Annotated in this window: 22 protein-coding genes; 13 read left to right on the top strand and 9 right to left on the bottom strand. The window is 70.5% G+C overall.

Going from position 1 to position 18819, the window contains the following annotated elements:
• Positions 1–190 precede the first annotated feature (190 nt).
• On the bottom strand, positions 191–892 hold the full coding sequence (locus ACNYC2_RS11875) for a TetR/AcrR family transcriptional regulator (protein ID WP_419707219.1): 702 nt from the start codon (positions 890–892) through the stop codon (positions 191–193).
• Between the two features lie 131 nt (positions 893–1023).
• Here ACNYC2_RS11875 and ACNYC2_RS11870 point away from each other — a divergent pair, with 131 nt between their 5' ends.
• The 4 genes from ACNYC2_RS11870 to ACNYC2_RS11855 all read left to right on the top strand — a co-directional run bounded on the left by ACNYC2_RS11870 (position 1024) and on the right by ACNYC2_RS11855 (position 3017).
• Entirely contained in the window at positions 1024–1455 is a 432-nt protein-coding gene (locus ACNYC2_RS11870; RefSeq protein ID WP_419707218.1) for an Rrf2 family transcriptional regulator, read from the top strand.
• A gap of 14 nt (positions 1456–1469) precedes the next feature.
• Positions 1470–2081: an NADPH-dependent F420 reductase gene (locus tag ACNYC2_RS11865; protein ID WP_419707217.1), complete on the top strand. Its 612-nt coding sequence runs from the start codon at positions 1470–1472 to the stop codon at positions 2079–2081.
• A 47-nt stretch (positions 2082–2128) separates the two neighbouring features.
• Positions 2129–2557 (top strand): nuclear transport factor 2 family protein, encoded by a 429-nt coding sequence (locus tag ACNYC2_RS11860; protein WP_419707216.1) that lies wholly within the window; start codon positions 2129–2131, stop codon positions 2555–2557.
• 79 nt (positions 2558–2636) lie between these two features.
• The gene (locus ACNYC2_RS11855) at positions 2637–3017 is read left to right on the top strand and encodes a nuclear transport factor 2 family protein (RefSeq protein ID WP_419707215.1); all 381 of its coding nucleotides are present in this window, start codon (positions 2637–2639) and stop codon (positions 3015–3017) included.
• A 70-nt stretch (positions 3018–3087) separates the two neighbouring features.
• On the opposite strand, the gene ACNYC2_RS11850 is transcribed toward ACNYC2_RS11855, so the two are convergent.
• The gene (locus ACNYC2_RS11850) at positions 3088–3558 is read right to left on the bottom strand and encodes a MarR family winged helix-turn-helix transcriptional regulator (protein ID WP_419707214.1); all 471 of its coding nucleotides are present in this window, start codon (positions 3556–3558) and stop codon (positions 3088–3090) included.
• Positions 3559–3677: 119 nt separating this feature from the next.
• On the opposite strand from ACNYC2_RS11850, the gene ACNYC2_RS11845 reads away from it, so the two are divergent.
• A complete protein-coding gene (locus tag ACNYC2_RS11845) occupies positions 3678–4622 on the top strand; it encodes an alpha/beta fold hydrolase (RefSeq protein ID WP_419707213.1) in 945 nt (314 codons plus the stop codon).
• Positions 4619–5116 (top strand): ester cyclase, encoded by a 498-nt coding sequence (locus tag ACNYC2_RS11840; RefSeq protein WP_419707212.1) that lies wholly within the window; start codon positions 4619–4621, stop codon positions 5114–5116. Before ACNYC2_RS11845 ends, ACNYC2_RS11840 begins: the two co-directional genes overlap by 4 nt.
• Here ACNYC2_RS11840 and ACNYC2_RS11835 read toward each other — a convergent pair.
• From ACNYC2_RS11835 to ACNYC2_RS11820, 4 genes are all read right to left on the bottom strand, one after another.
• Positions 5065–5421 carry a VOC family protein gene (locus tag ACNYC2_RS11835; RefSeq protein ID WP_419707211.1) on the bottom strand — a complete coding sequence of 119 codons (357 nt, stop codon included), beginning with the start codon at positions 5419–5421 and terminating at the stop codon, positions 5065–5067. The two genes, ACNYC2_RS11840 and ACNYC2_RS11835, sit on opposite strands and share 52 nt — an antisense overlap.
• A gap of 196 nt (positions 5422–5617) precedes the next feature.
• Positions 5618–6136 (bottom strand): hypothetical protein, encoded by a 519-nt coding sequence (locus tag ACNYC2_RS11830; RefSeq protein ID WP_419707210.1) that lies wholly within the window; start codon positions 6134–6136, stop codon positions 5618–5620.
• Positions 6137–6345: 209 nt separating this feature from the next.
• A complete protein-coding gene (locus ACNYC2_RS11825; protein WP_419707209.1) occupies positions 6346–6963 on the bottom strand; it encodes a hypothetical protein in 618 nt (205 codons plus the stop codon).
• Positions 6964–7115: 152 nt separating this feature from the next.
• On the bottom strand, positions 7116–7979 hold the full coding sequence (locus ACNYC2_RS11820; protein ID WP_419707208.1) for a helix-turn-helix domain-containing protein: 864 nt from the start codon (positions 7977–7979) through the stop codon (positions 7116–7118).
• Positions 7980–8121: 142 nt separating this feature from the next.
• Between ACNYC2_RS11820 and ACNYC2_RS11815 the strand changes: the two genes are divergently transcribed.
• Together ACNYC2_RS11815 and ACNYC2_RS11810 are read left to right on the top strand one after the other, a co-directional pair.
• Positions 8122–8892, top strand: coding sequence for an SDR family NAD(P)-dependent oxidoreductase (locus ACNYC2_RS11815; RefSeq protein WP_419707207.1), 771 nt, complete (start codon positions 8122–8124; stop codon positions 8890–8892).
• Positions 8893–9099: 207 nt separating this feature from the next.
• A complete protein-coding gene (locus ACNYC2_RS11810; RefSeq protein WP_419707206.1) occupies positions 9100–12072 on the top strand; it encodes a glycosyl hydrolase in 2973 nt (990 codons plus the stop codon).
• Between the two features lie 14 nt (positions 12073–12086).
• On the opposite strand, the gene ACNYC2_RS11805 is transcribed toward ACNYC2_RS11810, so the two are convergent.
• Complete coding sequence (locus ACNYC2_RS11805; protein ID WP_419707205.1) at positions 12087–12662, bottom strand: TetR/AcrR family transcriptional regulator; 576 nt, start codon at positions 12660–12662, stop codon at positions 12087–12089.
• 67 nt (positions 12663–12729) lie between these two features.
• Between ACNYC2_RS11805 and ACNYC2_RS11800 the strand changes: the two genes are divergently transcribed.
• The 4 genes from ACNYC2_RS11800 (at position 12730) to ACNYC2_RS11785 (ending at position 16448) form a co-directional block, all read left to right on the top strand.
• Positions 12730–13605: an MBL fold metallo-hydrolase gene (locus ACNYC2_RS11800; protein WP_419707204.1), complete on the top strand. Its 876-nt coding sequence runs from the start codon at positions 12730–12732 to the stop codon at positions 13603–13605.
• An 11-nt stretch (positions 13606–13616) separates the two neighbouring features.
• The gene (locus ACNYC2_RS11795) at positions 13617–14795 is read left to right on the top strand and encodes a hypothetical protein (RefSeq protein WP_419707203.1); all 1179 of its coding nucleotides are present in this window, start codon (positions 13617–13619) and stop codon (positions 14793–14795) included.
• Between the two features lie 204 nt (positions 14796–14999).
• Positions 15000–15929 (top strand): hypothetical protein, encoded by a 930-nt coding sequence (locus ACNYC2_RS11790; RefSeq protein ID WP_419707202.1) that lies wholly within the window; start codon positions 15000–15002, stop codon positions 15927–15929.
• A 36-nt stretch (positions 15930–15965) separates the two neighbouring features.
• Positions 15966–16448 (top strand): GNAT family N-acetyltransferase, encoded by a 483-nt coding sequence (locus tag ACNYC2_RS11785; protein WP_419707201.1) that lies wholly within the window; start codon positions 15966–15968, stop codon positions 16446–16448.
• A 58-nt stretch (positions 16449–16506) separates the two neighbouring features.
• On the opposite strand, the gene ACNYC2_RS11780 is transcribed toward ACNYC2_RS11785, so the two are convergent.
• Both ACNYC2_RS11780 and ACNYC2_RS11775 read right to left on the bottom strand, forming a co-directional pair.
• Positions 16507–16941, bottom strand: coding sequence for a hypothetical protein (locus tag ACNYC2_RS11780; RefSeq protein ID WP_377130919.1), 435 nt, complete (start codon positions 16939–16941; stop codon positions 16507–16509).
• 193 nt (positions 16942–17134) lie between these two features.
• The gene (locus tag ACNYC2_RS11775) at positions 17135–17749 is read right to left on the bottom strand and encodes a CGNR zinc finger domain-containing protein (RefSeq protein WP_419707200.1); all 615 of its coding nucleotides are present in this window, start codon (positions 17747–17749) and stop codon (positions 17135–17137) included.
• 133 nt (positions 17750–17882) lie between these two features.
• Here ACNYC2_RS11775 and ACNYC2_RS11770 point away from each other — a divergent pair, with 133 nt between their 5' ends.
• Positions 17883–18815, top strand: a complete 933-nt coding sequence (locus ACNYC2_RS11770; RefSeq protein ID WP_419707199.1) for a pyridoxamine 5'-phosphate oxidase family protein — start codon at positions 17883–17885, stop codon at positions 18813–18815.
• The last annotated feature ends 4 nt before the right edge of the window (positions 18816–18819 follow it).

Below are 18819 nucleotides of genomic sequence, written 5' to 3'. Positions count from 1 at the left end.
CCTCGGCGGGCTGCGGCCGCGGCAACCGTCATCGACGTCTCCGATCACAAGGAACCAGCGCAGCCTTCGGGAGGCGGCAGCTTCGAGGCTAACGAACATGTTCGTTAGAAACAAGGTCTGGACGAACATGTTCGCCCGGAGATGCCGAAGCTCGGCGCGTCAGGGGCGCATGACCGAGGGGCGGAGGAGCCTAGCCCGCCGAGATGGGCGGGCCGGCGGCGAGGATGCCGTCGAGCAGGACGTCCAACGTCCAGTCGGCCCGCTCCGGGCCACTACCGGAGACGATCTCCTCGCCGAGCCGGGCGACGTGCGGGTAGCGCGTCGCGTCCGCGGCCGCGACCCGCGCCGCCAGCGCCGTCAGGTCATCGGCCTTCTGGGTGGCCGACTTCTGGCTGCCGTTCTCCACGGCGATCGCCGTGGGGTACAGCAACAACAGGTCGAGACCCCATGCCGCCGCACGGTCCGACACCCCACCTTCGACGAGCAGGCCGAGGATCCTGTCCCCCAGGGCCATGTAGTTCGGGCCGCTGGGCTGCGTCGACAGCGCCATCCGGGCGATCTCCGGATGCTGGAACAGGATGTCGCGATAGCCGGCCAGCAGGGCCTTCAGCCGGACCCGCCACGAGCCGGTCCCGGGCACCGCGGTGACAACGGGGGCCAGCAGGGCATCGAGGACCTGCGCGTGCAGGTCCTCGGTGTTGTGCACATATACGTACAACGACGCCGGCCCGGTATCGAGCGCAGCGGCGATCCGCCGCATCGTCACCCTGCTCAGACCCTCCGCGCGCAGGATCGCCAGCGCGGCCTCGATGATCCCGTGCCGGGTGAGCGCCGGCTTCGCGGGGCGCTCCCGACGACTGACAGGCACCCGGATGTTGTCATTGCCGACCATTCAGGCAACGTAACACGAACGTGTTCGTGCCCGGCTGGGCAGCGACCGCCCCGTAGCCCGCCCTCTTGCCATCCATTGATGTAACAACTAATGTTACGACTGCACGAAAACGACCGGAGGTGCGATAGAACGTGAGCGCCAACAGCAGGCTGACCATTGCGGCACACGCCCTGACCTGGATCGGGCTGTACCAGAGGCGCGGTCACGAGGTCGCCACGTCCGAGCAGATAGCGCAGAGCGTCAACACCAATCCCGTGGTGATCCGCCGCCTGCTGGCCGAGCTGCGCCATGCCGGCCTGGCCGACTCGCGACGAGGGGCGGGGGCGGGCTGGATGCTCTCCCGGGACCTTGGCGAGATCACCCTGCTTGACGTCTACCGTGCGATCGAGCCGGGCCCGGTCTTCGCACTGCATCGCTCGACACCGGACCAGGAGTGCGTCGTGGGCCACGGGATCGGGCCGGCACTGATCGGCGTATACGAGGAGGTGGAGGCCGCCATGTGCGAGGAGCTGGCAAAGACCACCCTGGACGACGTCCTGCGGGACGTCCTCAAAGCCGCCTAGCGGAGTACTGATTCATGGAGCTCAAGACCATCGGCACGATCGGTGCGGGAGCACCCGTACAGGCCATAGCCAGTCACGCCGCGCGCGCCGGGTATCCGGTGCTGCTCAGCAACAGCCGCGGTCCCGACACACTCGGTGACACCGTCGCCGCTATCGGGCCCGGCGCGTCAGCGGTCACGTTCGAGGAGGCAGCGGCGGCCGACCTGGTTCTGCTCGCCGTCCCGTTCAGCGCCGTTCCCGCGGTCGGGCAGCGGCTCGGGGACTGGACGGGTCGGGTGGTTGTCGACATGACCAATCAGTTCGCCGAGCCCGATCCCTACCGCGGCTTCGCCGACGTCGCACCTCTGACCGGCAGCGAGTGGGTCGCAGAGCAGCTGCCCGGCGTCACGCTGATCAAGGCATTCAACGCCATGTTCGCGACCTTCATGGCACGTGACCCCCGCCATGAGGAGGGCAACCAGGCCGTCTTCCTCGCCGGGGACGACGAGCCCGCGAAGCTCGCTCTCGCACAGGTGGTGGCCAGGCTCCGGTTTGCGCCGGTCGACCTCGGCGGACTGCGCGAAGGCGGCGCACTCTTGCAGCTCGGTGGGCCACTGAGCGGCAAACACTTCCTGCTGCAGGGCTGAGACCGAGCATCGCACCTAGTACCCACCAGAAGACAAGGACGAGAACAATGGCGACAACAAGGGCGACAGACACCCAGACCTCACGGGCCGTCGCCGAACAGTTCGTGGAGCGCCTGGGCCGGCAGGACCAGGACGGCATCCAGGAACTGTTCGCGGCAGACATCGACTGGTACGTCCCGGGCAGTGACGCACTGCCCTGGACCGGCCGTCGTACGCGCCGGGAGGAGGTCGCTCCCTACTTCACCACGATGTGGCCGTACTACGTGCACGGGAAGAGCAGGGTCGCACTGGAGCGGTTCATCGTCGACGGTGCTGACGTGATGCTGCTGGGAACCTTCACGCACACCGTCGCCGCCTCGGGCAAGGACTTCACCACACCGTCGGCCATGCACCTGGTGGTCGAGGACGGCCGGATCGTTCGTCTGCACCTCTACGAGGACACCCTGACTGTCGAGCAGGCGTTCGCAGCCGACTGAACACAAATGCGATTCCCGGGCATGCACACAACGGCCTGGGTCCAACTTCTCATCGGGCACCACAACCAGGAGGTCAGGCATGTCGAACGAACCAGAACCCGCCGAGATCGAGGCCCTGATGAGGGCGAACCTGCACGAGGTGTTCGGAGAGCGAGATCCCCAGCTCCGTGCCGTCGCAATCGGCAGGGCCTACGCCGAGGACATCGTCTTCTCCGATCCCGGCGAGGTCGCGATCGGCCGCGACGCGGTAGCCGCAAAGGTGCAGAAGCTGCTCGACGAGACGCCCGGCTTCACCTTCACGGAGGTCGGCCCGGTCTACGTCAGCAACGATCTGGGCACCCTCGCGTGGAGCTACGGGCCCCAAGGACAGCCGCCGGTCGTGACCGGATTCGACATCTGCCTCATCCGGGACGGGGTCATCGCCAGGCTGTACACGATCCTCACCCCGCCCAAGGCCTGACAAGCGGCCGGCTTCTCCCACCCCGAACCCGGCCGGATCCATCAGCTCGGCCCGGGACCGCGGGCGCGGCTCAGCCCTGGTCCTCCGCGACCCAGCCCGGCGCATCCGGGCGCACGGCCCCGTCGCCGACCAGCTTCGTGAGCTGGGCCTCGAGTGCCGCGAGCTCCGCAGCGCCGATCTGCCGCGCCCAGCTCTCTCGCAGCTCGTCGAAGATCGCCTCGCCCTGGCGCAGGACCTCGAACCCGAGCGGCGTCACCCGCAGCCGTTTGCGCCGCGCGTCGCCGGGGTCCGCGTCGCGTGACACGTAGCCGCGGTCGACCAGGATCGCGATGGTCTTCGCTGCCGCCTGCTTCGAGACCGAGGTACGCCGCCCCAGGTCGGCGGCGCTGTCGGCGCCTGCGGCGATGGCGCGCATCGCGAAGTCGTGGACCGGGCGGAAGTCGTCGTACCCGCGGGCGGCGAGCTCCACCGTCGCGGCGTCCACGAGCGTGCGGAAGCCGCCCAGCAGGAGGAGGGCGAGGTTGGCGCCGGATCGTGACATGCGATCAGCGTAGAGGGGGCGATCGGACCGGGCGTGCCGCAGAACCGCGGACCCTGGACAACGACAACCGTGTTGTCTATTATTAGACAACACGGTTGTCCATATGAGAGGCCATCAGCATGAGCGTCACGATGCCAAACACGTCGATCCCGGGAATCACGCACCACACAGCGCAGGTCGACGGCGCCGAGCTCCACTATGTGTCCGCGGGCGCCGAGGGCTCCCCGGTCCTGCTGGTCCACGGGTTCCCGGAGACCTGGTGGGCGTTCCACCGGCTCATCCCCCTGCTGGCCGGGCGGCACCGGGTCTTCGCCGTCGACCTGCGTGGCTTCGGCGACTCGAGCCCGGCAGACGCCAGCCACGACAGCACGACGGCGGCCGCCGACCTGCACGCCCTGATCGAGCACCTCGGTGTCGGCCCGGTGCATCTCACGGGCCAGGACATCAGCGGGGCCACCGTCTTCCGGCTCGCTGCCACGCACCCGGAGGACGTGCACAGCCTCACCGCCGTCGAGATGGGTCTGCCCGGGTTCGGGCTCGAGGGGCTGGGCGACGTCACGCACGGCGGCTCATGGCATATCGGCGTCCTGGCGGCGCCCGGTATCGCGGAGCTGCTGCTCGCCGGCCGCGAGCGGGAGCTCCTGGCCGAGTGGGCGTTTCCCAGCATGACCGCGGTCGACGGGGCGATCACCGCGGCCGACGTCGACGAGCTCGCTCGCACGTACGCACGGCCCGGCGGCTGGACCGGGGCTACCGGTCTCTACCGGTCGATGCTCGCGGAGGGCGACAGCATCCGGGAGCTGGCCAGGACCAGACCGCTGACGATCCCCGTGCTGGCCGTGGGTGCCGGCGGCGGGCCGTTCACCGAGCAGACGATGCGCCAGGTCACCGACGGCGCGGTCCGGTCCGTGCAGCTCGACGGCGTCGGTCACTATGCGGCACTGGAGGCGCCTTCGGCCCTGTCGGCCACGCTTCTCGACTTCCTGGCGGACGTCGATGCCCCGGCACGCCCGCGCAGGTCCTACGGTGGGCAGGAGACGACGACCTTGGAGGCGGAGACGTGACCGACGACCTCGAACCCGGCAAGCAGACCGGCAGACAGCCCGGCGTCTCCCCCGACCTGGAGTCCCGGTACCGCGCCTACCTCGCCGCGCTCAACGAGCGCCGGCTCGACGACCTCGTGGAGCACGTGCACGACGAGCTGACCTACAACGGTGAGCCGATGACGCGCCGGCAGTACCAGGAGCTGATCGCCGCCGACCTCGCCGCGGCTCCGGACCTCGTCTACGACGCGCAGCTCGTGGTCGCGGCGAACGACGCGGCCGGCGGCCAGGTGGCGTGCCGCCTGGTCTTCGACTGCGCGCCGCAGGGCGAGTTCCTCGGCTTCCGGCCGGACGGCGCGCGGCTGCGGTTCGCCGAGCACGTCTTCTACCGCTACGAGGACGGCCGCATCGCCGCCGTCCGGTCGATGATCGACCGTGCGGCCATCGCGGAGCAGCTCTCCGGTCAGGACGGGTTGCCGCCCAGCCCGATCTCGTTGCCCTCGGGGTCGCGGTAGATCAGCTTGCGGACCCCGTCATAGGTCTCGAGGTCACTCGGCTCGATGCCGCGGGCGGAGATCGCCGCGACCCGGGCGTCGAGGTCGCCCACGAACAGGGTGTGCGTCGCGTTGCCCGCACGTTCCGGGCGCTCCTCGAGCACGATCCAGCGGTGCGGCGCGACCTCCCACACCGCCTCGGTCGGCGTGGCCTTGAAGGACGGCGGCATCCCGAGAAAGGACTCCCACCACGGATACGCGGCCGCGTAGTCGGCCACGCAGCTCGCCGCGAACAGTTCGACACCATCGGAGAGGAATTCACTCATGCCGGTTCAGACGCTCCTGCGCTCCGGAAGTCATCGGTGCACACCAACGCGTCAGCCGTGCCGCACGCCGGCTACCGGCGCACCAGCGCGCGCTAGCTGCAGATCAAGCGCTGACTGGTGCCGCTGCGGCAGCCGTGGGCAGGTTGTCATCAGACCGCCAGAACGTCCACGTTCCTGCTCCACGCCATTCCCGCCGTCAGGTGCCGGCGCCGCTGTCGAGCAACCAGTGGTAGCGCATCCTGAGGGCTCGCTCGGTCGCACCGACCGCGGCCGCGACGCCGAGCGAGATGTTGAGCCACAGCGGCAGGTTCACCGGCGACTCGAAGGTGCCGAGCGTGTCCGCGATCGGCGGGATCTGCGAGATCGGTTCGGCGATCTGCAGCAGGTTCACCCCGACGCCGATGAGCAGCACGAGGATCGACACGGCACCGATCAGACGGCTGGCCCCGGGGTGCTCGCGTGCGAAGCGCATCCGGCGTCCCTCGGCCGATGCCGGGTCGGGCACGAGCTGCTGCTCGCTGCCGTCATCGGCGACGAACGCGCAGCGGCGCATGCCCGCCTCGCTCGTCCGGACCTCGATGACGCCGCCCTCGACGGGGAAGCGCGCCGGCACACGCGACTCCGCGTCGAGCCGGCCGTCACGGTAGAGCCGCGCCATCACCTCGCCCGTGGTGGCATCACCGCCGTGCATGACCTCGACGCTGTGCACGACCATCCGCCCGCCGGCCGGCAGGGAGATGGAGAGAACCGAACGCCTCAGTAGGTGCCACCAGCGAAAGGGTCGCAGGGGGCGCCCGTCGCCGGGCTTCACTCGTCGCGAGAGGCGCCGATCGTTCCAGCTGGACATAGCCGTCACCCTTTCTCAGTCAGATGCAATTCCGTGGTTCGCACCTCGGGACCCGAGGCGGACCGTCAGCCCCTCGCTCAGCCCTCCATGAGCAAGGGCACCAGGTAGACGATCGAGAACGACTCGTAGAACGCGAAGACCACGAGCAGCGCGAGCGCCGGCAGGCTCAGCACGCCGAGCTGACGTAGCCCGCTCACGTAGGCCTGCCGACGGTTCTCGGCACCGACCGTCCGTGGCCAGATCCATGCCCTGCCCAGGAGGTAGGCGCCGAGCGCGAGCAGCACGTAGGCCTGGACCTCCATGAGCACGGTGAGCGAGTGCGGGACGAGCACCAGCCAGCCGTCCCGGTCGGCCGGTGCGAGCAGCAGGCCGACCGTGAACAGGGAGTAGACGTACCAGACGACCCCAGCGAACGGCACGATCATCGACGGCAGGACGAGGTTGAGCAGGCCGGCTCGCAGGGCGTTGTTGGCCAGGATCGCGAGGGCGAACAGCCAGGGGTTCTCGAGCAGCGACCGCACCAGGTCGGCCTGACCGCCGGCCTCGAAGGACTCCTTCTGCGCGGCGGTCAGGCCGGGGAAGAGCAGGCCCGCCCCGAAGCCGGCGAGGACCGAGCCGTACAGGATCGCGTTCAGAACGAGGTACGCGCGACGATTCGCCTGAATCGTCTGAAGGGCGCGCCGGAAGAGTCGCATGTTCATGCTCCATGAGGTGATGGACGGGACCGCCGGACTTTCACGGTCGCGATCAGGTGAAAGTCTTCGCGGAACCCGGCACGTAGCCCAGTGGCGAGCCGTCACCGGCACCCGGGAGGTTCGTCGTCCGACCCATGACATGTGTCACGCCATCAGTTGACGAGGTCCTCCGGGCGGGCCGGTGGGCGGGCCGGCGCCGAGTACGAGGCCAGCATCTGGAGCTTGTCGGCAGCGGCGGTGCCCACGTCCGCGTGATAGACGACGAGCGTCAGCCCCGGCGCCCCGCCGACGGCGAGCTTCTCGCGGTTGAGGGCGAGCGGGCCGACCTCCGGGTGATCCAGCGTGACGGTCGCGCCCTCCCGCACCATGACGTCGTGCCGGGCCCAGGCCTCACGAAAGGCCGGGCTGGCCAGGGACAGCTCCCCCACCAGCTCGACCAGCCGGGGGTCGTCGGTCTCGGCGCCCACCACCTGCCGGAAGCCCGCAACCATCTCCGCGGCGACGAACGCTGGGTCGTAGCCCGCATAGAGCGCCTGCTCCGCAGGGTCCAGGAAGACGTCGCGCAGCCGGTTGCGACCGGCCACCAGCCGTGGTGACACGGCAGTGGCCAGCGGGTTGGCCGCGAGCACGTCGAGGTACCTGCCCTCGACGAACGCCGGCAGCCCGATCGTGCCGAGCAGCTTACGGGTCCCGGCAGGGACGGTCTCCCGGCGGGCAGGCCGCCGGCGGCAGCGCGGGCGGTCACCGGCCAGGCCCAGCAGGTAGGCGGTACCGGCGTCGTCCAGCTGCAGCACCCGGGCGACCGACTCCAGGACCTGGACCGACGGGTTGCGGTCGCGTCCTTGCTCGAGCCGCAGGTAGTAGTCGGCGCTGATGCCGGCCAGGAGCGCGACCTCCTCGCGGCGCAGGCCGGGCACTCGTCGCACGCCGCTGCGGGGTAGGCCGACGAGCTCCGGGCCGACGAGTTCACGCCGGGCACGGAGGTACTCCCCCAACAGGTTCCGCTCGTCAGTCATCCCCTCCACGGTAAGGCGGCCCCGCCGCCGCTGCCTGGTCCTGTCATCCCCAGGATGTGCGGGGCCCTTTCTCGGCCCGAGTCCCCGGCGCAGCCTGAGCACGAGGGCCCGGGACCGCCGGGCCGACAGGAAGGAAGAAGAGATGACCAAGCTGGCACTCGTCACCGGCGCGACGTCGGGGATCGGCCGTGCGTTCGCGGACCGCCTCGCGGCGCAGGGATACGACCTCGTCGCGGTCGGCCGTGACTCCGCTCGGCTCGACGCACTGGTCGCCGATCACCCCGAGGTCACGGTCCGCGCCGTGGTCGCCGACCTGTCGACCGCACGAGGTATCGACGCGGTGGCGGCCGTCGCCGCGGCCGAACCCGTCGACGTCCTGGTCAACAACGCGGGCGTGGCGCACTACATGCCGCTGGCGGACCTGCCGGCCGACAAGGCCTCCGAGCTCGTCCACGTCAAGGTGCTGGCCCCGACGCTGCTCGCCCGCGCGGTGCTCGGCGGCATGCTGGAGCGCGCCGACGGTGCGATCGTCAACGTCGCCGGGATGATCGCGTTCAGCGGTCCCGCACCGTCGTCGGTCATGCCGCGCCGGGCCGTGTACGCCGGCGCGCTGGCCGACCTGCTCGCGTTCTCCCAGACGCTGAGCGCCGAGCTGGAGGGGACGGGGGTACGGGTCCAGGCGCTGCTGCCCGGCGTGGTCGCCACCGAGTTCCACAGCCGTCAGGGTCTGGACCTCAGCTCCGTGCCGCGGATGTCGGCGCAGGACGTCGTCACGGCGAGCCTGCGTGGCCTGGAGCTCGGTGAGGTCGTCACCGCGCCGGGTGTGGAGGACACCGGCCTGCTCGACGCGGTGTTCACGGCGGACCTCGCCGCGTTCGGGGGCCAGAGCACGCAGCTCGCGTCCCGCTACTGAGCGGGGCCCGCCGGACCACGGCGCGGGCGAGCCCACGGACCGCGGGCGAGGCGCGTCCGCTCGGGCGGCTGGGCGCCCCGACCGGTTAAACGATTCGGACCTGCGTCGGCCACTGACCTGGGTGCGCCCGCGGCGCTACCTTGGGCCGGTCCCACCCAGCTGCGGCCGGCACCGACGCCTGTCCGCGAGGTGACCGGAGGTTCAGCGTTGCGCCCTTCTGCCCGAGCACGTGATCCTCGCCGGTCCACGCCGGACCCGACCGCACGGCACAGGCCGGCCCGTGCCACGCCGACGGCCGCACGCAGGCTGCTCGCGGGGGCGGCCGCCCTCGTGATGACCTGCCTGGGCGTGCCGCTCGCGACCACCGCCGCGGCCGAGCCCGTGCCGATCACCGACCCGGTCGTCGACCTGGTCGACGCGACGGCGACCGCCGAGACCCGGAGCCTCTTCGCCTACCTGCGCGACGTGCGCGGCCAGGGCCTCCTGTTCGGCCACCAGCACACGACCGACGTCGGCGAGACCTTCGCCTCGCGTGACGGCGTCTCGTCGGACGTGCTGGCCGCGACCGGTGACCACCCGGCCGTCTTCGGCTTCGACACCCTCGTCATCGAGGGGAACATCCCGCCCGGCGTCTACGGCGGGCCGCGCGAGGAGAACGCCCTGCTCCTGGCGCAGGGCATCCGGGAGGCGCACGACCTCGGCGGCATCAGCACCCTGTCGATGCACATGGAGAACGTGGTCACGGGCGGCGACTTCTACGACACCTCGGGCGACACGCTGCGCGCGGTCCTCCCCGGCGGCACTCACAACGCCGAGCTGCGCGCTTACCTCGACCTCGTGGCGCTGGCGGCTGACAACGCGCGCGACGCCGACGGGAACCGCATCCCGATCGTGTTCCGGCCCTGGCACGAGAACACCGGCTCGTGGTTCTGGTGGGGTGCCGCCTTCGCCACGCCCGGCGAGTTCAAGGAGCTCTTCCGGTTCACCGTGGAGTACCTGCGCGACGTCAAGGGCGTCGACAACCTGCTCTACTCCTGGTCGCCCAACGGCACCTTCGGCGGCGACGCGGAGACGTACCTGCGCACCTACCCGGGCGACGACTTCGTCGACGTGCTCGGCTACGACTACTACGACGACTCGGGCGCGTCACCGGACCGCCTCGCCACCGTCGTGGCGGACCTCGGCATGATCGCCGACCTCGCCGACGAGCGCGGCAAGGTCAGCACCTTCACCGAGACGGGCCCGACGGGTGGCATGAAGCCCGACGGCGAGAACCTCAACACCTCCTGGTTCACCGACCTGCTGGCGGCGATCGAGGCCGACCCGCGGGCGTCCCGGAGCGCCTGGTTGCTGACGTGGGCCAACTTCGGCGGGTCGAACGCGCCGTGGACGCCCACCGAGGGCGAGATGCTGCCCGACTTCCAGGCGTTCCACGCCGACCCGTACACGTACTTCGCGGACGAGGTGGAGGGGGCCTTCGACGCCGTCACCGAGCCCGTGGCCGCGGCCCCGGTGGCGCACCTCGCGTCGCCGTCGGACGGCTCGCGCGTCGCGTCCGGGCCGACGACGCTCCGCGCCACGATCTCCGGCGTCGACGTCGAGCACGCCTCGGTGACCGTGGGCGGCGCCGTGGGCGAGGTAGAGCTCACCCCGCCCGCCGCGGGCGAGCTGTGGTGGACCGGCGAGTGGGCGATCCCCGCCGACGAGCTCGGCAACTCGACCCGCGCACTCACCCTCCGCGTCGTCACAGCGGAGGGCGAGGTCACGGTGCCGTCGGCGGTGGTGCTCGGCCCCGAGCCCGTCTTCCCGCCCGGCGTGATGGATGACTTCGAGGGCTACGGCGACGACACCGCGCTGCGCGCCGAGTACGTGCAGCACAACGCCAGCACCGTCACGCTCGAACGGGCGGCGGCGGGCGGCTCCGTCGGGTCCGGCGACAACGCGATGCGCCTCGCCTACGACTTCGCGAACCAGTCGTACACCGGCGTGGGTCGCCAGGTCGGCGCCGACTGGTCGGGCAACTGGGACTTCTCGCTCTGGGTGGACCCGGACGCGTCGGGCAACAAGCTCGTGCTCCAGCTCGTCGCGGGCGGCGTCTCGTACGAGGCGTACCCCTCGCTCGCGGGCGACGCCCCGTACGTGGCGACCATCCCGTTCGCGGACTGGCGCCCGGCACCCTGGGACACCGGCAACGCCGACCGCCGGATCACGCAGGAGGACCTCGAGGACGTCAGCCAGTTCAACGTGTACGTCAACGCCACCGACGGCGGTGCATCCTCCGGCGCGATCGTCGTCGACGACCTGAAGGCCGTGCTCGGCACCCCGCCGCCGCCGGTCTTCCGCGACACGCCGCGCACGATGGCCGAGTACGAGGCGATCGAGTGGCTCGCCGAGGAGGGTCTCGCCGAGGCCGTGCGCTGGGGCGACAGCGGCGGCCGCTTCTACCCGACGCGCGCCGTCAAGGCGGGCGAGCTCGCTGCCCTCCTGCGGGCGTACGACCCGGAGGGCGACGTCGCCGTCCCGGCGGCGCCCCGTGCCGGGACGACCAAGCTGGCCGTCGCCGAGGCGTTCTGGCGCCTCTACGGCTCGCCCGCCACCGACGTCACCACGGTGTACGGCGACGTCCCGGCCGCCTCCGCCGAGGCCGTCGCGTGGGCGGTGGAGACCGGGGTGGTACCGGAGCCGTCGTCGACGTCGTTCGGGGCAGGGCACACCGTGAAGCGGTCCGCGCTCACCGCGATGCTGTTCCGGTTCGACGCGCTGCCGTCGCCGCTCCAGCCGGTCGTGATCGCCGACTTCGAGGCAGGAGACCAGGGCTGGGCCGTGCCCAGCTGGTCGGACGGGACGGCGACCGCGTCCGGCGGCATCCTGACCGTCGAGGCCGGGACCGACGGCGCCTGGCTGTCCGGCCCCGGCGGCATCGACCTCACCGGCCGCACCGAGCTCCGGCTCGACGTGGCAGGGACCAGCGGCTTCGACACCAAGGTGGCGCTCCAGCTCGGTCCCGACTGGACCTGGTGCGAGACGGGCCAGGCCGGCTGGGTGCAGGAGCCCGGTGAGGTGGTGGTCGACCTGACTACGCTGACGGACCAGTGCCAGGCGCTCGTCGGCACGGTCCAGGGCGTCAACGTGTTCCTGAACGGGGGAACCCACCGGCTGGACGCGATCAGCGTGCACTGAGCCCGCCGAGCGTCCTAGGTCGTTCGCGGCGTCGTGGTGGCCAGCACCCGATCGATGAGGTCGTCCAGCACCGCGGTGGTCGCCGGCCTGCCCTCGAACGTGACCAGCACGAGAACGGCCCCCGTCAGGAGCGCGAGCGCGGGCTCGACGTCGCGCTGTACGACGTGCGCCGCCAGGATCGCGCGCATCCCGCTCGTTCCCGTCTCGTACAGCCGTGTGCGCAGCGCGCCGACGACGTCGTTGTCGCGCGCCCGTTCGACGACGCCCGCCAGGAGGCGGTCGAGGTGGCGGTTCGTGAGGTCCTCGGCGAAGTCCGCGAGCGCGGCGCGGAGGTCGGCCCGCAGGTCGCCGGTCGGAGCCGGGTGGTCCGCCACGTCACAGATCTGCTCGATCGACGCGCGGATCAGGTCGAGTCGCGTCGGCCAGTGCGCGTAGACGGTGGCCTTGGAGAAGCCCGCGCGACGAGCCACCGCGGCGTGCGTGACGGCGTCCCAGCCCTCCTCGAGCAGCAACGCGCTGGTCGCCTCGACGACGTCACGCCGCGTCCGGGCGACGCGCGGGTCCAGCACCTCTGCGGTTTCGCTCGTCATGGCTTCGATCCTAGGAGTTGCTGAACTCCGTTGACACTGTTGAACATGAAGTTCAATACTGTCCACCATGACCAATAGTGATTCAGGGGTCGCCCGAACCCTTGCGACCGCTGGCCCGCCCCCGGAGATGGCGATCTTCCAGCTCCCGACCGGCACGTACGAGACCCCTGCCGCCCTGGCCTTCCAGGGAGGGTCGTTCCGGGACCGCCGCCAGTTCGCCGCGACCGCGGTACTCGTGCGGCACCCCGAGGGCGACGTGCTCATCGACGCCGGATTCGGCACGCAGGCCGAGGAGCACATCCGGATGCTGCCCTCGTTCCGGCGCTCACCGCACCGCCTCGGCTCGACGGTCAGCGACCAGCTGGACGCCGCCGGCTACGACCGCTCGCGGCTGTCCGGGGTGATCCTGACCCACTCCCACTGGGACCACGTCAGCGGGCTGGACTCCCTCGACGTGCCGATCCTCGTCACCGACGAGGAGCTGCGGTACGCGGACCGCAACCGCGGCGACCGCGTGTTCAGGCGGGTCGCCGCCGGTCACGACTTCCGCGGGTACAGCTTCGACGGCCCGGCCCACCTGGGCTTCCCGGCCAGCCACGACCTGCACGGAGACGGCTCCGTCGTGATCGTCCCGGCACCCGGCCACACCACCGGCTCCGTCGTGGTCCTCGTCACGGTGCGGCCGGACCAGCGCTTCGCCTTCATCGGCGACCTCGCCTGGCAGCTCGACGGGATCGCCCGCGGCGCGCAGCGGCCTCTGCTGATGCGCCTGCTCGCCGACAGCGACTCAGCGCAGGTCCGACAGGACCTCGCCCGGGTGACGGCGCTCGCGCAGCACATGCAGATCGTCCCCGCTCACGACGCACGAGCGTACGAGGGCATCCCCCTGCTCGTGCCGGACGCGGAACGCCGCGCGACCGGAGCAGTTCCGTCAGCGCTGTAGGGTCCGTGGCCATGAGCTCGACGAAGACGCCGCTGGTCGACGACGTGAACTGGTCGCGGCTGTTCCATGCCTACGGGGTCGCGTCGGACACGGCGCGGCACCTGCCCGGCCTCGTCTCCGACGACGATGCCGCATTCGACGAGGCTCTCGACCATCTCCACGGCGCCGTGCTGCACCAGGGCACCGTCTACCCGGCGACGGTGCCCTCGCTACGGATCGTGGCGGGGATGCTGCACGACCAGGGGCTGCGCCGTCGCGACGGGCACGGAAGGTCGCGCCTGGCCTCGCTGCTGGAATGGATCGACGCGGTGGGCGACAGCGCGTCCTGGTACGAGGACCCTGACGTGTCGGACACCGCCGAACCCACGGACGAGGACGTCGACGCCTTCTACCGTGCGATGGCGGCGGACGACGAGGAGGTGTGGGGTTCCGAGCTCAGCCAGTACCTGTGGGCCCGGTCGATCGCCGAGCTGCCGGCGGCGTGCCGCGAGGCGCTGACACCCGTCTCGGCGTTCTTGACCGACGAGGACGAGACCGTGCGCTCCGCCGCGCTCGACGCCTACGTCCGGCTCGCAGCGGTGCAGCCGGACCGCGCGACGCTGGCCGGGCCGCTGGCCACCGCAGTGGACGCCGCGTCCGGGCGCGACGAGCGCGCCGTGGTGGTCCTGGGCCTGGGTGACCTCGGATCGGACACCACCCGGTGGCTGTCCGACGACGACCCTGCGATCCGCGCCTGCGCCGCCCTGTCGCTCACCGGCTCCGCCGAGGCGACCGCCGTGCTGGTCGAGGCACTGCAGGACCCGCTGGCGGTGGACGAGTGGTTCACCCGCCGCCCGTCGAGGTTCGACATGCGTGTTCACTTCGGCCTGATGGCGAACCTCCTGGCCCGCGACGTCGACCTCGCCGAGATCCTGCCCGCGTGCCTGTCCGCGATCAGGGTCGCGCAGGGCGGGCTGTGGTCGGACATGACCTGGGGCCCGATCCTGCTCAGGACGTTTCCCGGCGTGGAGTTCCTGCCGGGCGTACGCCCCGACCCACCGCAGAACCTGGAGGAGGCTCAGAAGGCGGTGCTGCGCGAGATGGTCGCCAACGACGACCTGTGGGACCGGCGTGACGGCAACGCGAACCTGGCACGGATGCGTGTCGGCCTGCCCGACGATCGCGACGCGGTGGCCGGTCTCGCGTCCTGACCGACGGATGAGCGACGCCTCTGTAACGCTCCGGCACGTCGTGTCCAGGTAGACCTGCGTCGACACCAGCGTTCGCCGCGTCAGTTCACCCGCTGGTTCACCCCGGACTCCGTTGTGCCAGGTCGGCCGGCTCAATAACGTTCGATGCCACTCGCTGATGCGACACCGTCCCGGGGTATCCGAACCATGCGAGGAGCTCCAGTCATGCTCGAAGTTGTCAAAGCCTGGTTCGAGGGCATGGGCGTCGGATTCCAGCTGGCACGGAACGCCTGGACCGAGATGGTCCAGCCCACCTACAGCTTCTTCGACGGGCAGAAGGACCGAACGATGGAGACCGTCGCCGGGTTGCGCGGCACCGGCGGCATGCTGATCTTCCTCGCCCTGTGGTACTTCAGCGCCCTACCCCGGGACGCAGCCGAACGCACCGTCGAGGACTGGGCCGTCCTGGGCCCGCTGGAGACCATGGCCGATGGCGTGACCGCATTCCTCTTGGTACTCGTCGTGATGTGGATCGTCTCGATCTTCCTGCTCGTCGTAGCGCGGCCCGGGAACCGAAAGGCGGTGTACCAGTGCGCCCAGATCGCGTTCGCCCCGGCGCGCTGGATGATCATGACACCGTTGAAAGTGCTTCTCCCGCTTCTGCTGGTCGACGCCCTCGCGGCAGCTGCCCTCGCGAGCTTCCTCCTCCCCGAGGACTGGTGGCCGCTGAAGGTCCTGGCCGGCCTGGCACTGCTCCCGCTGGGGATAGCAGCCTGCGTGCTGCAGGGGATGCTGATCGGTCTGCTCTTCTACATGGGCTGGATCGTGCTCTCGGGTTCCGGATCGATCGCCACCAACTACTTCCGAGCCATCGACGGGCACCCGACGATGCGCGCGCTCATCGCCATCGGCGTCTTCGGCACCTACCTCGCCTTCGGCCTCCTCGGTTTCGAGATCTTCGATCTCGGCTTCACCGAGTCCGGCGACCTCGCGCCGACCTACTTCACGTTCTCTGGCGGCGGCGAGCTCGGCTGGTACCTGTTGACCGTGCCGGTGCCGCTGATCGGCGTCCTCATCGCGATCTGGGAACTGCGTCGGCTGCATCGCGTGCACGGCGCCACCGTGCGCTCCGAAGTGACCTACTACGAGGACTGAACAGATCCCGCGCTCACGTCCGCCAGGAAGGATCCCATGACCATCGCCGTCTCCCCGCTGATCGCCCCGATGATCGACGACGTCATGCACCTGATGGACCAGGGTGCGCCGTACGTCACGACGCGCACCGCGTCCGACTACTGGACCTACGCCACCCTGTTCTCCTCCACCTGCCACATCGCGCGCATCGACGGCGCGCTGGCCGGCACCGTGATCGCGTTCCGTAACCAGGACGACCCCGACGAGGTGTACGTCCAGGACGTGATGGTGCACCCCGCCTACCGGCGCACGGGCGTCATGACAGCGTTGCTGGCCGACGTCCGCGCCCCGGCAGAGCAGTGGGGGTGCCGCCGCCTGTGGCTCACCTCGGAACCGGACAACCGAGCCGCCGACGCCGCCTGGACAGCGCGGGGATTCTCCAACGTCCCCGGCGACCGGGAGGTAGACGGCATCCAGGTGGTCTCCGATCTCAAGGGACCGGGCAAGGAGCGCGCCGTCTACGAGCTGCTCCTGGCCTGACCTCGTACGGGGTTCAAGGCCGCTGCTCCGTCGGGTGCCACTGCAAGCGATACAACAGTCAGCCGCAGTTGCCCCAGGAACCCGTGCGCCCGCCGGTCCCGACGGCGCCGGAGGCATTCACGACCTCTCCCTTGTACTTGACGCAGATGCCGGCGGCGTTGCTGATCCAGGCCCCACCTGCGTAGCTGTTGTACGAGGCGGACGCGTCGTAGATCGACCGGCCGTCCTGCAGCCACAGGTACGCGCCGATGCCACCGGTGCTGCTGCCGAGGGAGCTGCGGGTGATGACGCAGTTCGTGCCACCGTTGGCGGACGAGTACCACAGCTCCACCCGACCGACCTGGGTCCCGTTGGGCAGCTTGACCGGGGCCTGGGCAACGATCGCCCCTGAGCAGCTGGGCGAGATGCCCTCCGCCGCGCTGGCGGGTGCGGCGAACAGGACGGTGGTGCAGATCGCGGCCATGACGGCAGCGACGGGACGGGTCAGTCGCACGAGGTCTCCTTTGATCAGTGCTTGGCCCTGACCAGGGCCGTTGCTGACGGAACCATAGCGCAAGGTAGTCGGCGGCCGCCGCTAATGAGGCCCACTCCGAGGACCACGCCGAGCCCGCAGCGCGCCAACTTGTCACCGTTCCAGTACGTCTGCTCCGGCGCTCATCTAGCGCACCGAACGTCCTACGAGATACCTACTCAGCCATGGGTGGTCCCTTCGCTTCGCGCGTCTTCCCGTAGTGCCGGGCCGCCCGGACGCGGTTTCCGCAGGCCACTGAGCACCACTCGCGTCGTGGGTGGGCCTTGACGAAGTACAGGACGCACCCGGGCGCGTAGCAGGCGCGCAGCCTGGCCGCTTCGCTACCACCGAGCAGGGCGATCGATTCCCCGGCCACGCGCGCCAGGCCGGCGGTCACGGCCGAGCCGTCGATCGCGAGGCCTTCACAGACCGCCTCCCCGTTGATCTCGAGCCGGGGTGCGGGAAGGCGTACCGCCGCCGCGTTGACGCGCTGCACGGCGGTGCCGACGTCGGGTACGGGAGTGATCGCGGCCTGACGCTCGTCGCCCGTCACCTGTGCCGCGAGAAACCGCACCGCGTCACGCAGCGCCCGTGCTGATGCCAGCTCGTCCGCGCTCGTGCGGGCGCCGTATCTGTCGACGCCTACGGCGTCGAGCCACGCGTCCACGTCGCTGGGCTCACGCAGGTCGTCATGGAGGCCCTCTACATCCGCCCAGATCGTCGACATCAGGCGGACGGGCAGCGGCTCGTCGGGGAGCATCCAGGCCCGGGGAACATCTCGATCGGCCATGGCGCTCAACTTATCACGGATGGAAACGCTTGCATCCGTGAGAAGATCGGTGTAGAACTTCTAACGGATGCAGGCGCATTCAACCGTTGGGCCTCACGCACCTGTAACCGCCAGGGCAGGAAAGGGCACGATCGTGATCAAGCTGAACCCGGCCGCGGACGCGGGCTTCCACGCGGGCGAGCTGGCCGTGCAGCGACAGGCCGGGGTGCTCCAGGACGTCGCTCGGATGTCCCGGATGCTCGAGCCCGTCGAGCTGTCCGGGGGCATCGCGGGCTTCCTCGCGGATCGCACCTTCCTGGTCATCACGGGCAGGGACGCGGGTGGACGGCTCTGGACCTCTCCGATCGTCGGCCCTCCCGGCTTCCTCGACGTGCGATCGCCGACCACGCTGGCCGTCCGCGCCCGGATCTCCGCCGGTGACCCGTTGCACGGGATCCCCGTGGGGCAGAAGCTGGGCATGACGGCCGTGGAGTTCGCCACCCGCCGTCGGGTCCGCATCAACGGCCTGGTCGTGGCAAGCACCGACGACCTGCTCGAGGTCGCGGTGGAGCAGGCGTACGGCAACTGCCCGCAGTACATCCAGCAACGGCTGCTCACCCCGGACGAGCCTGACCCCTCCGCGACGAAGGACGTCCGTCGCGGCACCGAGCTGTCGCCGGACGACATCCATCTGATCCGGTCGGCCGACACCTTCTTCCTTGGCACCGTGAACCCCGAGCGAGGGGCGGACGCCTCGCACCGCGGCGGGCCGCCCGGCTTCGTCCGGGTCGACGCCGGCGGCCTGTGGTGGCCCGACTACAAGGGGAACAACCTCTTCAACAGCTTCGGCAACCTCGCCGTCGACCCGGAAGCCGCGCTCCTGTTCTTCGACTTCCCGAGCGGCCGCACCCTGCACCTGTCGGGCACCACTCAGATCGAGTGGGGTGAGGTGCGCCGCGCGGGCGACGACGGCGGCACGGGCCGCATCGCCCGCTTCCACCTCGACAGGCTCGTCGCCGGGCGCCTGCTCGGCGCGCACGAGACCAGGCACCTCCCCTACTCGCGAAACCCCGCACTGACCGACTGACCAG

Source organism: Promicromonospora sp. NFX87 (assembly GCF_048564965.1).
Lineage (GTDB): Bacteria > Actinomycetota > Actinomycetes > Actinomycetales > Cellulomonadaceae > Promicromonospora.
This window is presented reverse-complemented; position numbering and strand designations above follow the sequence as displayed.